Genomic DNA, 12667 nt, shown 5'->3' with positions numbered 1-12667 from the left:
GGAACGTACAGTCATCGAGAAGTAGTCACAGATGACACATAGGGGAAAAACAGTGAATAAAACACAACTAGTAGAATCAATCGCAGAAAACGCAGACATCTCTAAAGCTTCAGCTGGTCGCGCTCTAGACGCTTTCATCGAAGCAGTTGGCACAACGCTACAATCAGGCGACCAAGTTGCACTTGTTGGCTTTGGTACTTTCAGTGTTCGTACTCGTGCTGCTCGTACAGGTCGTAACCCAAAAACTGGTGAAGAGATCCAAATCGCAGAAGCTAAAGTACCTGGCTTCAAAGCGGGTAAAGCACTTAAAGACGCATGTAACTAATTTCTACGGCTGAAACCTCGGTTTTGCGAGGGGAAGGCTGTAAAATGCGTTTACTGTTTGAAAAATGATGTTTCATTCTTAAACAGTAAGTGTGCAAAGCACATTGAACTTATTTAAATTATGCGCATCCTACTGATGCGCATTTCTTTTTCTGATAATATCGCGTGAATAGATTTTTATTTTGAAGCCAATGCTTCATATCCGGAGAGCACTTAAATTATGATGGATCGATTACGCGAAGGCGTGAATAGCATCGCGGTAAAAATTATCCTTGGGTTGATTATCCTGTCATTCGTATTCGCAGGTGTAGGCAGCTACATCACCGGTGGCGGTAACAACGCAGCAGCTAAAGTTGGCAACACAGAAATTGCTCGTGGTGAGTTCGAACAAGCTTACCAAAACGAACGTAATCGCATGCAATCTCAACTTGGTGATTACTTCGCTCAAATGCTTGCAGACCCTGCATACGTAGAGTCTTTCCGTAAATCAGTTCTTGATCGCATGATCAACGACGTTTTACTTGAGCAGCAAGCAGAGTCTCTAGGCCTACGAATCAGTGATTCTCAAATCCGTACCATGATTCTAGAAATGCCTCAGTTCCAAACGGCTGGTCAATTCGACCAAGAAGTTTACCAATCAGCACTACGTCGTGCAGGTTTCAGCGCAGAAAGCTTCGCTGAATACATGCGTCGTGACCTAATGCGCAACCAGCTTGTGACTGCACTTCAAGGCAGTGAATTTGTTCTTCAAGGCGAAATCGATACGCAAAGTAAACTGATTGCTCAAACTCGTGACATCCGTACAGTGACACTGTCTGTTGCTGACCTTGCGAAAGGCATCGAGCTAACTGACGAACAGATCGAACAGTACTACCAAGAGAATCCAGCAGCTTACACTCGTCCAGAGCAAGCTAAGGTATCTTACATTGAGCTTTCTGCTGAAGCACTTAAGTCTCAGCTTGAAGTAAGCGATGAAGAAGCTCAGAAATACTACCAAGAGCACCTAGACAAGTACTCAACTGAAGAGCAACGTAAAGTTAGCCACATCCTAGTTCAAGGCGATGACGAAGCGAAAGCTCAGTCTATCCTAGACGAACTAAATGCCGGCGCTGATTTTGCTACGCTAGCGGAAGAGAAATCTGATGACTTCGGCAGTGCAGACGTTGGCGGTGACCTAGGTTGGATCGAACGTGATGTTATGGACCCAGCATTCGAAGACGCGGCTTTCGCTCTTGAGAATATCGGTGACACGACTGGCCTAGTTAAATCTGATTTCGGCTACCACATCATCAAGCTAGACGAACTAAAAGCGTCTCAAGCTCAGCCTTACGCAGAAGTAGCGGCAGAGATTAAGACAGAGCTTCTAGACCAACATGCCGTTGATCAGTTCTACGAGCAACAAACTGAACTTGAAAAAGTAGCGTTTGAGTTCCCAGATTCTCTAGACGATTCTGCTGAAGCGATTAATGCGAAAATTACGACGACTGATTTCATCTCTCAAGCTGATGCGCCAGAAGTTCTGATGACGCCTGCAGTAATGCAAGCAATCTTGAGCCCTGAAGTGAAAGAAGACGGTCTAAACTCTGAAGTTATCGAAGTGGCTCCTGAGCACGTGATTGTTGTTCGTGTAGAAGAGACTCGTGACGAGACTGTTCTTCCTCTAGCTGAAGTGAAAGATCAAGTTGTGGCTGCGCTGTCTGCTGTACAAGCAGAGCAACAAGCGGTTGAGCTAGGTGTTTCTCTAGTGAACGAACTTAAAGCTGGCAATGAAGCTGTGCTTGCGGACAACAACCTTGAGTTCACTGAACTTGAAACTATTGACCGTAACTCTCCACTAGCAGCTTCTGTATTCGCTCTAGCGAAACCAGAAGAAGGCCAAGCGGTATTTGGTCAATCTAAAGACCAAGACGGTAACATCGTCGTTGTTGAGCTTTCTAAAGTGACGGCTGAAATCAACCCAGCTTACAGCACTCAAATCGGTGCTCAGTTAGAGCGAGTTGGTAACCAACAAGATCTAACTAACGTATTAAACGTACTGCGCAAAAATGCAGACGTTGAATACTACGTAGTGGGTCAAGGTCAGTAAGCGTTTGATTACCTCAGTAGCAAGCTCAAGTTAGAGTTTACTACTGAGAATCAATATATGGTTGTTAAGCTCCAATTCAGATTTGTGAGCCAACAAACAAGCTGATGCAAACAAGATGTATAACAAAGCGGGTCACTTCGGTGACCCGCTTTATTTTTATCTGGCGTTTGTGTTATCTGCAGCGGCAAATACATAAGTTACCTTTTTTGTACAAAGGAACAGTTTATGCACGCGATATATTCAACACTACTTCTTTCATTTCTTATTACCCTCAGCTCTGCAGTGTTTGCTGATAGCCCAACTAAAGCTGAGCTATACGATGGCATTGAAATCACGGTAAACATCAACACAGCGACAGCAGAAGAGCTATCAGCCTTATTAGTAGGTGTGGGCGATAAGAAAGCAAAAGAGATTGTTGATTACAGAGAGAAGAACGGTGAGTTTGCCACTGCTGACAGTCTGGTTAACGTGAAAGGGATAGGTGAAGCCACGGTCGAAAAGAACCGTGAAAGAATTCAGCTTTGATTCGTTTTTCTATTCGTTATAAATAAAACGACAGCCATGAAGCCTCCGGTCAGTGCTCCTGCTAGGTGGGCTTCAATCGCGACGCGAGCATTAATCAGCTCGCCAGTCGTACTAGAAGGGCCGACGAACTGCTCCCACGCTATCTTAGCTATTAATCCTGATACCAACAGCCAACTCGATTTTCTGCCGTTTAACGCTTCTTTGAGTGCGAATAAACCAAACAGCCCATGCAAAGTCCCCGACAATCCCACATAAATTTGAATGCTCGACAGCAATAACGCTAATCCCGTGACTAAACTAATCACAAGCAAAGCAACAACAAGCTGTTTTTTGCTCGGTTGAAACAAATAGCTGATGATCCACAAGCCTGCTAGATTCATCACAAGGTGCGAGTAGTTGGTATGTGAAAAGTTTCCTGTTAGGATCCGCCACCATTGCCCATCGGCAATCGCATTGTTATCCCAAACTACCCAGGCTTGGACTGGCTCTAGTTGGAATAAGACGCATAAAAGTGAAGTGAAAATTAAAACAGGGTACACATTAAATCCATGTCTCGTTATTGCCGCCAATGCAGCAAGGCTTTGAAAGCTTGTATTTGTCAGTGGGTTACGCCACTAGAATCGAACGTTGAGCTTATCATTCTTCAGCACCCATCAGAAGAGCATCGCCCGATGGGAACCGCGCGTATTCTCTCGTTATCTCTAAAAAACAGCGTGACGCTTGTTGGGGAGGACTTCTCTGATAATACAAAATTGAACGAATTGCTGGCCGATGAAGATTACCAACACGTGATTTTGTACCCAAGTGAGCACTCTGTGTCTGTTGAGTCTGCAACACGCCCAAGCAAAAAAATGCGTGTGATTTTATTGGATGGCACGTGGAAGAAGGCATTTAAGATGTGGCAGGTGTCGAGTAACTTGCACGCGTTGGAAACCGTTCACTTACCCAAAAACCTGAAAGGTAACTATCGCATTCGTAAGGCGCCGAGTGAAAACAGCTTGTCGACGGTAGAAGCCGGATACCACTTGTTGAGCTTGCTAGAGGGCGACCGAGATTTTAGCCCGCTGCTAACGGCATTTGACCAAATGATTCAATTTCAAATCAATCAAATGCCGCCCGGTGTATTTGAGAAAAACTACCTAGATTAAGCTGCTTTAGTCGAATTAATCAGCAACTAAAACTCGGTATGTGCTGAGAACAGTTGCTGATGCATTTTCTGCGCAAGATCATCGGTCATCGATGAGATGTAATCGGCGATCACGCGCATCTTTCTTGATTCATCGTCATGTAGTAGCCACTGCTTCTTGATTGGTAGTGGCAACAGACGTTCAGGATCGGCGCTGAATGCCTCAAACATATCCATAATGATCTGCTGACCTTTGTATTCGATCACCTGAACCTGTGGCACTTGAATCACGAACTCGCTGACAAAGTGTTTCAGCTTATCAAGCGTGGCGTCCATGCTTGGTTCAAGCACGGCATTGTAGGCAAGCAGTGCGTTCTCAAAACTTTCATTAACGGGCTTAATCGAGATACTCGTCAGCAGCGCGTTAACAATCCCGCCAATGGCATCTTTTCTGCGGTACTGCTCGCCAGAAAACAACATCTCTGTGATGGAGTCTAGGTGTTCACAGATCCACGGATCAGCCATATCTTTTAACTGCGGATAAGCCGATTCAACCCACTGCGCTTTAGTCACTGAACCAAGCACGATCGCATCTTCCAAATCATGTACACCGTAGGCGATGTCGTCCGCAAGCTCCATGATGGAACAGTCGAGTGACTTGTACTTGGTTTTATTGTGCTCAAGAGGTTCGGTGTGCGATTTTCTTTTCTGTTTGAGAAGCTGTTGGTCGTTAGCTGAGAGTGGCTCAAGCACCCAATTGAACAGCTCTTCGTCATGATCGTAGATGCCTTTTGCTGGCATCCAATCTTTTGCTCTTAACTGACGTTGATGCTTTACAGGTTCAGACTGCACTCTAGCTTGGACTTGGCTGAGCAGTGAAGGGTACTTAATTAATCCCAGTAGCGTGCGTCGAGATAGGTTCATCCCATGATGTTCAGTGTAAGGCTCTAGCTGAGTGACAATACGAAATGTTTGGGCGTTGCCTTCAAAGCCGCCGTGATCGCGCATCATGTAGTTGAGTGCAACTTCACCGCCATGCCCATAGGGAGGGTGACCAATATCGTGCGCCAAACATAAAGAATCAATTAGGCTGTCTGAAGGTAATAGGTCTCTGAATTCGGGCTGTTTCTTCTTAAGTTGAGCGACAATACCCGTGCCAAGCTGAGCGGCTTCTAGCGAGTGGGTGAGGCGTGTACGGTGAAAGTCGTTCACTGTGGTGCCATGAATCTGGGTTTTAGCTTGTAGGCGACGGAAAGCAGCAGAGTGAAGCACACGCGCGCGGTCACGCTGATATGGGCTGCGGTGATCGTCACGTCTTATTTTATGTTCATCGTCATTTCGATGTTGCCATTCTTGTTCGAGTACAAAGGGTGGTTCGAGTTGAGAATTCAAAATAGCACCTATCAAATTGATTTTATTTAGCTAATTAAAAACAACTTATACCCAGCTAGCTTATCTCGTCTAGTGATAATTCAAAACTCGGCGCAAATGTGGTGAGAAAGTAGTCCATTTCTGCGCTTTTACGCTGTTCGAGTGTCTCTTCCAGTCGGCGCTTGGCTTGCTCGTACTCATGGTTGCCCGCACTGAGCTCCTCCAAACACTTGAGGTAAGCACAGATGGTATCAGCTTGTTTTACGATGCTTTGTTCTTCTTTGCTTGCTGTTCCTGAAATTAAGAAAGGTGCGAAGTCGTCTTGAAACTCTTCTGGCAGCATCGAAAGTAATCTTTGCTCTGCTGCGGCCTCTATCTTTTTATACTCTTGGGCTATGTCTGGGTTGTAATATTTAACGGGGGTTGGCAAGTCGCCAGTCAGTACCTCACTGGTGTCATGGTACATACCGAGTAGGGCTATGTGTTCTGGGTTGAGTTTGCCATCAAACTTCTTGTTTTTGATAAGTGCCAAGGCGTGGGCAACGAAAGCGACCTGTAGGCTATGTTCTGAAATGTTCTCGCTTGAGACTGAGCGCATCAAAGGCCAGCGTTGGATAAGCTTCATGCGTGCGAGATGGGCGAAGAAATGGCTCTGTTTCATAAATGTCCTATCTAGAGAGTGCTCCACTCGTACCTTGTGTTTGCCACAAACAGTACGAGACAGCGGATACAAAAAAGGCTCCTAAACAGGAGCCTTTTAAGCATAGAAGTGAATGAATACAAGTTAAAGTCTTTTAAAACAGCAAATTGTAGCCACCTCTTGTAGTGTTTACTTAGCGTCGATAAGATCGTCTTGGCTGTAAGTTTGCAAGAAGCGCTCTAGTCGACCAATCGCCACTTCAAGATCTTCAATGTGTGGCAAAGTCACGATACGGAAGTGGTCCGGCTTAGGCCAGTTGAAGCCAGTGCCTTGAACCAATAACACTTTCTCTTGTTTCAGGAAGTCGAGTACGAATTTCTGATCGTCTTTAATGTTGTACATCTTGGTATCGATCTTAGGGAACAGGTACATCGCGCCTTTTGGTTTCACACAAGAAACGCCAGGGATCTTGTTAATCAACTCCCACGCACGGTCGCGTTGCTCAAGCAGTCGACCACCAGGAAGAATCAACTCATTGATACTCTGATAGCCGCCTAATGCCGTTTGGATAGCGTGCTGCATTGGTACGTTGGCACACAAACGCATCGAGGCAAGCATCTCTAGCCCTTCGACATAGCCTTTTGCTAGGTGTTTAGGACCCGTTAAGAACATCCAACCACCACGGAAACCACATACGCGGTAAGCCTTAGACAGACCGTTGAACGTGACCATTAATACGTCTTCAGCTAGCGTTGCTACTGACGTGTGTACAGCACCGTCATAAAGTACTTTGTCGTAGATTTCGTCAGCGAAGATGATTAGGCCATGTTCACGGGCGATTTCGACAACTTGCAGTAGGAAATCACGGCTGTAAACCGCACCCGTTGGGTTGTTCGGGTTGATAAGAACGATGCCACGAGTCTTTGGAGAGATCTTCGCGCGCATGTCATCAAGGTCTGGGTACCAGTCGGCATCTTCATCACACATGTAGTGAACTGGAGTACCGCCAGAAAGTGCCACTGAAGCTGTCCATAGTGGGTAGTCTGGAGCGGGAACTAAGATTTCATCACCATTATCCAGTAGCGCCTGCATAGACATAACGATAAGCTCAGACGCACCGTTACCGATGTAAACGTCTTCTACGTCAAGGTTACGTAGGCCTTTTTTCTGGTAGTGTTGAACAACCGCTTTACGGGCTGAGTAGATGCCTTTTGAGTCGCAGTAACCTTGAGATGTCGGTAGGTTACGGATTACGTCAACAAGGATTTCATCAGGGGCGTCAAAACCAAATGGGGCGGGGTTACCAATATTAAGCTTTAGTATTTTATGCCCTTCTTCTTCCATGCGCTTAGCATGTTTGAGTACAGGCCCCCTGATTTCGTAGCATACGCTGTTGAGTTTTGACGACATCCCGATATTTTGCATTGCCGATTTCCTGAAATTAATTTAAATACTTTATTAAAGTACCGCAAAATGGCGTTTGATAGAATAAAAATCTGATGAATGTCGCATTTCAGTGTCACGTTTGGTCTTTTTGTTGTCACTGTTTTCTAAATTTTAATTAATCGCTTTCTTGGTTATTGGCTAAGATGAATAAAGGGGTAGGATCGCTTAAAATCACAGGAATGTTGAAAAGATACAGTACATTCTTGATCTAAGTGGGTGCTCTCCTTAAAGTATCAAACTAATATAATAATAATTTAGATGTGAACGAGGTCGATTTGTCACATTTCCAGCAAACTATCTCCGCTTTGATTGAGCGAGTACAAAATGCCCAAGCAAGCGAAGTTCGTTGTGTTGAAGTTCTAACGCAAAAACCATCGTTTGCATTTATTGAATGGCTTCATGCTCAACCGCTCTTTCCTAAGTTCTACTGGCAGTCACGCGACACTCGTGAAGAGGTTGTTGCGCTCGGGCAGTTACATACATTTTCAGACCCAGCACCCGCGTATGCGATTTTAGGTGAAGACCAACGCATCTGGGGTGGTCGTTCATTTGACGGGCACACCGCAAAGAATCGCCGCTGCATGGAATCGTTTTTCTTCCTTCCTCAGGTTGAATTGATCCGCTTTGACAACACTTGGTCGCTGGCCGTCAACTTGTCTCCTGATCGCGTTGCTTCTATCAATGCCTTAAATAAGCTATCTGTTGAAGCGGCGATATTGACGCCGTTATCTGCTCATATTGAAGAGATTAACCACGTTCCAGAAAGGGAGCAGTGGGGCGGATTGGTTGAGAAAGTTCTAAAAGGTATTAGTGATGAAGAGTACAAGAAGGTCGTTTTAGCGCGTAAAACCACGCTCCAGCTTGATGCGCCTATTTGTGCAGCTCAACTCCTTAAAGCCAGCTATCTGCAAAATCACCACAGCTTTCACTTTATGTTGGTGTTGGATTCTAAACACAGCTTTATCGGTTCGACGCCAGAGCGCTTATATAGTCGACATGGCACTGAGCTCGACACCGAAGCGCTCGCTGGAACCATTGGTCGCGGAGAAAACGCTACCGAAGATATGGAGCTAGCAAACTGGCTTTCACAAGACACCAAGAACCTCAATGAGAACCAGTATGTAGTTGACGACATCATTGAGCGTCTGACTCCCCATTCTCAATCGGTACACGTAGAGAAAGAGGCGCGTCTGGTGCGTCTGCGTAAGGTTCAGCATCTCAAGCGTAATATTCACGCACAGCTTAATAACGGTGTTAACGGCGTCCAGTTGCTTGCTGCATTACAACCAACTGCGGCTGTCGCTGGCTTACCACGTAAAGAAGCAATGGACTTCATTCTGGAACACGAACCGTTTGCGAGAGGGTGGTATGCAGGTTCAGTAGGCTATATTAGCCATCAACGTGCGGAGTTCTGTGTGGCAATTCGAAGTGCATTGGTTGTAAACGATCAAGTACAACTGTTTGCGGGCGCGGGGATCGTGCCAGGATCGGTTGCCGAACATGAGTGGCAAGAATTGAACAAGAAAATGTCGACTCTATTGAGCCTAATTTCAGATCACCCACCACTGGGTGTGGCATCATGAATCACGACCAAGCCGTATTAAACAGAGTTTGGTGTAACACATTACTCGAAGAGCTCGTACGCAGCGGTGTTGAACATGTTTGCATCGCGCCGGGCTCTCGCTCAACACCATTAACACTTGAAGCCGAAGCTAACCCTAAGCTCACCTTACACACGCACTTTGATGAGCGTGGGCTCGGCTTTCTTGCTCTCGGCTTAGCAAAAGCCAGCAACAAACCAGTTGCGGTGATTGTGACTTCGGGGACTGCCGTAGCTAACCTTCTGCCTGCGACCGCTGAATCTGGATTAACACGAGAGAAGCTGATTTTACTGACCTCTGATCGACCTATCGATTTAGTCGATTGTGGTGCTAACCAAGCGATTCAGCAGCAGGGTATCTTTTCCTCCCATGTCGAAACGTCGCTCAACCTTCCAAGTCCAACTACGCAAGTGTCTTTGAACTGGCTACTGACATCAGTTGATAACGCACTGGCGAAACAACGCAATGTTGGCGGTGCTATTCACATCAACTGTCCATTCCCAGAGCCGCTCTATTCGAACAACAACGCTGATATGTATGCGGACTACACCAAGAGTGTGGCAGGGTGGAGAGCCTCAACAAGCCTTTATTCCAATACATATCTAGCCAATCATTTGAATGTGCAGCCTATTGCGCCGAGTGATTATGTTGCACAAAAAGGTGCGGTAATTATTGGCTCTATCGATAACGAAGCCGCAACCAAAGCCAAGCAGTTTGCTTCTGCTCTGGGCTGGCCTATCTTCTGTGACCCTCAATCGGGTGTAAACAGTGATTGCCAACACTATGATTTATGGATGCAAAGTGACGTAGCCAAAGCGCAGCTTAGCCAGTGTGATTTTATTCTTCAGTTTGGCGAGCGTATCGTTTCTAAGCGTCTTAACCAATGGATAAAGGCGCAAGCCGCTCTGTTTCACTCATTGCAATACGTTGTGGTTTCACCAGATTCTCACCGTATTAATCAAGACCATTTGCCTCAAACTCATATCGTTGCAAACATCGAACAATGGCTATCAGAGCAGCATTTACCAAGCTTGTTGGGTGAACATGCTGGTTGGGCGACGCCTTTAGTGGAAGTAGCAAATACGGTTCATCAGTTAGCGTTGGCACAAATCTCTAATAACGACCAACTGACAGAGTTGAGCGTTGCCGTTGACTTGTCGTCTAGACTTAAGGGCAGAGAGCTGTTTGTGGGAAATAGCTTGATGGTAAGGCTGGTGGATATGTTGTCATCAATATCTGCGACTCAAGTGTACAGCAACCGCGGTGCATCGGGCATTGATGGCTTGGTGGCAACCGCTGCGGGCGTGATGAAAGCTAACCAGAATCCTTTGATGATGCTGATTGGCGACACCTCTTTGTTGTATGACCTAAATTCGCTAGCGCTATTCACTCACAACACAACGCCAATGGTTATTGTGGTCACCAATAACGATGGTGGGGCAATCTTTGATTTGTTGCCGGTTCCTGAGCAACAAAAACAATCGCTATATCAAATGCCTCATGGTTTCAATTTTGAACATGCTGCTGCGCTATTCCAGCTTGGTTATGCAGCGCCAGAAACCTTGAATTGCTATCAAACGCTCATCGAACAACATTTCGAACAAGGTCAGGGTACCTTGCTCGTAGAAGTTAAGACGCCTCCCGAACAAGCGTCTACTTTGCTGAAGCAATTCAGCTCAATGCTCACTGAGGCATTAGCCTAAGGACTTTACATGCTTTACTCCAATTATTACCCAGCAGTACAAGAATCTTCTGACAAACCTTTGCTTGTTTTTTTACATGGTTTACTCGGAAGCGGGGATGATTGGAGTGCATGCCACCCCTTCCTCGAGGATTTTCCTCGTCTTTGCATAGATTTGCCCGGACACGGACAAAGTCGCTTTATCGACCCTGTAGGCTTTGATCATTGCTGTACCAAGATAGTTCAGTGCATTACTTATCAATTGGCAGCAAATGATCTTCCTGCCGATTATCCTATCGTGGTGATTGGATATTCTATGGGTGGAAGGCTTGCCATGTATGGGGTAACAAGCCCTTGCTTCGAAACTCTTAACCTAGAGAAAGTCATCATCGAAGGTGGCAACTTTGGCTTGGAGTGTGATGAAGAAAGAGCACAAAGGTTAGTACATGATACGCAATGGGCCGTTCGCTTCGCGCAGCAGTCGATTGAAGATGTTTTAGACGATTGGTATCAACAAAGCGTCTTTTCTTCACTAAATCATGAGCAAAGACAAACTTTGGTCATAAAGCGTAGTGGTAACCTTGGAGTATCCGTAGCAAATATGTTGTTATCTACTTCGTTAGCTAAGCAACCGGATTTACGTGCCACATTGAAATCTCATGAGCATCAATTGCATTATGTGTGTGGTGAAAAAGATCGTAAATTCATGGAGCTAGCTGAGAATAGTGGCTTTGAATATAGTCAGGTTGATTACGCTGGTCATAATGTTCATTTCGAGCAACCAGAGTTGTTTTCAAATCTGATTATTCAATGTATCGCCAGTCGTCGCTAAACTGACTGAGCGGTTCTCTCGTATCAAGCACTATCAAAAGCAGAGCAACACCGTCACGACTATTCGTTAGTCGTGGTCTCTAATAGAACAATGGGAATCACCATGGCTAAAACAGTAGGCATCACAGAAGAAGAACTTTACGCAGCCGTTAACTGGCGCGATGAAAGCAGTCAATTTGAAGATATTCAGTACCATAAGTCTGATGACGGTATTGCGAAAATCACGATTGCTCGTCCTCAAGTACACAATGCGTTCCGTCCACAAACCGTAAAAGAGATGATCAATGCACTGGCTGATGCTCGTTATGACGAGAAGGTTGGCGTAATCATTTTAACGGGTCTTGGTGAGAAGGCGTTCTGCTCTGGTGGTGACCAAAGTATCCGTGGTGACTACGGCGGCTACCAAGATGATTCAGGTACACACCACTTGAACGTACTTGATTTCCAACGTCAAATTCGTACTTGTCCAAAACCAGTTATCGCAGCGGTATCTGGCTGGGCTGTAGGTGGCGGTCATGTTCTTCATATGATGGCAGACCTTACTATTGCTGCTGAAAACGCGCAATTCGGTCAGACTGGTCCTAAAGTGGGTTCATTCGATGGCGGTTGGGGGGCTTCTTACATGGCTCGTATCGTTGGCCAAAAGAAAGCGCGTGAAATCTGGTTCTTATGTCGTTTCTACGATGCTCAAGAAGCATTGGATATGGGTTTGGTGAACACGGTTGTTCCTGTTGCTGACCTAGAGAAAGAAACCGTTCGTTGGTGTCGTGAAGTGCTTCAACACAGCCCAATGGCTCTACGTTGCTTGAAAGCCGCTCTTAATGCTGACTGTGATGGTCAAGCGGGTCTGCAAGAGCTAGCAGGTAACGCAACTATGATGTTCTACATGACAGAGGAAGGCCAAGAAGGCCGCAATGCGTTTAACGAGAAGCGTCGACCTGATTTCGACAAATTCCCGCGTAATCCATAGCTTTATCCTCTTCAAAATGAGTCGCTAAATAGCGGCTCGTTTTGTTTTGATGTTCCCGTTTTTTAG

12 protein-coding genes are annotated in these 12667 nt (G+C 45.8%); 8 read left to right on the top strand and 4 right to left on the bottom strand.

Annotation, left to right across the window (positions count from 1 at the left end; all coding sequences use genetic code 11):
• The first annotated feature begins 31 nt into the window (after positions 1-31).
• The 3 genes from L1D37_RS05375 to L1D37_RS05365 all read left to right on the top strand — a co-directional run bounded on the left by L1D37_RS05375 (position 32) and on the right by L1D37_RS05365 (position 2935).
• A complete protein-coding gene (locus tag L1D37_RS05375; RefSeq protein ID WP_012604504.1) occupies positions 32-325 on the top strand; it encodes an HU family DNA-binding protein in 294 nt (97 codons plus the stop codon).
• A gap of 219 nt (positions 326-544) precedes the next feature.
• The gene (gene ppiD, locus L1D37_RS05370) at positions 545-2410 is read left to right on the top strand and encodes a peptidylprolyl isomerase (protein WP_239847161.1); all 1866 of its coding nucleotides are present in this window, start codon (positions 545-547) and stop codon (positions 2408-2410) included.
• A 225-nt stretch (positions 2411-2635) separates the two neighbouring features.
• Complete coding sequence (locus L1D37_RS05365; RefSeq protein WP_017110083.1) at positions 2636-2935, top strand: ComEA family DNA-binding protein; 300 nt, start codon at positions 2636-2638, stop codon at positions 2933-2935.
• Here L1D37_RS05365 and rrtA read toward each other — a convergent pair.
• Positions 2926-3474 (bottom strand): rhombosortase, encoded by a 549-nt coding sequence (gene rrtA, locus L1D37_RS05360; protein ID WP_239847160.1) that lies wholly within the window; start codon positions 3472-3474, stop codon positions 2926-2928. The genes L1D37_RS05365 and rrtA overlap by 10 nt on opposite strands.
• A 9-nt stretch (positions 3475-3483) precedes the next feature.
• Between rrtA and L1D37_RS05355 the strand changes: the two genes are divergently transcribed.
• Complete coding sequence (locus tag L1D37_RS05355) at positions 3484-4083, top strand: DTW domain-containing protein (protein WP_239847159.1); 600 nt, start codon at positions 3484-3486, stop codon at positions 4081-4083.
• Between the two features lie 26 nt (positions 4084-4109).
• Here L1D37_RS05355 and L1D37_RS05350 read toward each other — a convergent pair whose 3' ends face one another.
• From L1D37_RS05350 to L1D37_RS05340, 3 genes are all read right to left on the bottom strand, one after another.
• Positions 4110-5453, bottom strand: a complete 1344-nt coding sequence (locus L1D37_RS05350) for an anti-phage deoxyguanosine triphosphatase (protein ID WP_239847157.1) — start codon at positions 5451-5453, stop codon at positions 4110-4112.
• A gap of 55 nt (positions 5454-5508) precedes the next feature.
• Complete coding sequence (gene yfbR / locus L1D37_RS05345; protein WP_239847156.1) at positions 5509-6093, bottom strand: 5'-deoxynucleotidase; 585 nt, start codon at positions 6091-6093, stop codon at positions 5509-5511.
• 168 nt (positions 6094-6261) lie between these two features.
• Positions 6262-7497 carry a pyridoxal phosphate-dependent aminotransferase gene (locus tag L1D37_RS05340; protein ID WP_107899290.1) on the bottom strand — a complete coding sequence of 412 codons (1236 nt, stop codon included), beginning with the start codon at positions 7495-7497 and terminating at the stop codon, positions 6262-6264.
• 296 nt (positions 7498-7793) lie between these two features.
• On the opposite strand from L1D37_RS05340, the gene L1D37_RS05335 reads away from it, so the two are divergent.
• From L1D37_RS05335 to menB, 4 genes are all read left to right on the top strand, one after another.
• Positions 7794-9101: an isochorismate synthase MenF gene (locus L1D37_RS05335; RefSeq protein WP_239847155.1), complete on the top strand. Its 1308-nt coding sequence runs from the start codon at positions 7794-7796 to the stop codon at positions 9099-9101.
• Positions 9098-10822 (top strand): 2-succinyl-5-enolpyruvyl-6-hydroxy-3-cyclohexene-1-carboxylic-acid synthase, encoded by a 1725-nt coding sequence (gene menD / locus L1D37_RS05330; protein ID WP_239847154.1) that lies wholly within the window; start codon positions 9098-9100, stop codon positions 10820-10822. The genes L1D37_RS05335 and menD overlap by 4 nt, the downstream gene beginning before the upstream one ends.
• Before the next feature lie 9 nt (positions 10823-10831).
• Positions 10832-11632 carry a 2-succinyl-6-hydroxy-2,4-cyclohexadiene-1-carboxylate synthase gene (menH, locus tag L1D37_RS05325; RefSeq protein WP_176681762.1) on the top strand — a complete coding sequence of 267 codons (801 nt, stop codon included), beginning with the start codon at positions 10832-10834 and terminating at the stop codon, positions 11630-11632.
• Positions 11633-11734: 102 nt separating this feature from the next.
• On the top strand, positions 11735-12601 hold the full coding sequence (gene menB, locus L1D37_RS05320) for a 1,4-dihydroxy-2-naphthoyl-CoA synthase (protein WP_010439547.1): 867 nt from the start codon (positions 11735-11737) through the stop codon (positions 12599-12601).
• Positions 12602-12667 lie beyond the last annotated feature (66 nt).

The sequence above is a fragment of the Vibrio sp. Isolate33 genome, assembly GCF_022397895.1.
In the GTDB taxonomy this organism is placed as follows: domain Bacteria; phylum Pseudomonadota; class Gammaproteobacteria; order Enterobacterales; family Vibrionaceae; genus Vibrio; species Vibrio pomeroyi.
Note: the sequence above shows the minus strand (reverse complement) of the source record. Positions and strands in the feature narration are given on the sequence as shown.

Excerpts from the sequence above, each read along its gene's own strand:
- L1D37_RS05375 (WP_012604504.1), top strand. The coding sequence starts at position 32 with ATGACACATAGGGGAAAAACAGTGAATAAAACACAACTAGTAGAATCA.
- ppiD (WP_239847161.1), top strand. The coding sequence starts at position 545 with ATGATGGATCGATTACGCGAAGGCGTGAATAGCATCGCGGTAAAAATT.
- L1D37_RS05365 (WP_017110083.1), top strand. The coding sequence starts at position 2,636 with ATGCACGCGATATATTCAACACTACTTCTTTCATTTCTTATTACCCTC.
- L1D37_RS05355 (WP_239847159.1), top strand. The coding sequence starts at position 3,484 with ATGTCTCGTTATTGCCGCCAATGCAGCAAGGCTTTGAAAGCTTGTATT.
- yfbR (WP_239847156.1), bottom strand. The coding sequence starts at position 6,093 with ATGAAACAGAGCCATTTCTTCGCCCATCTCGCACGCATGAAGCTTATC.
- L1D37_RS05340 (WP_107899290.1), bottom strand. The coding sequence starts at position 7,497 with ATGCAAAATATCGGGATGTCGTCAAAACTCAACAGCGTATGCTACGAA.
- menD (WP_239847154.1), top strand. The coding sequence starts at position 9,098 with ATGAATCACGACCAAGCCGTATTAAACAGAGTTTGGTGTAACACATTA.
- menH (WP_176681762.1), top strand. The coding sequence starts at position 10,832 with ATGCTTTACTCCAATTATTACCCAGCAGTACAAGAATCTTCTGACAAA.
- menB (WP_010439547.1), top strand. The coding sequence starts at position 11,735 with ATGGCTAAAACAGTAGGCATCACAGAAGAAGAACTTTACGCAGCCGTT.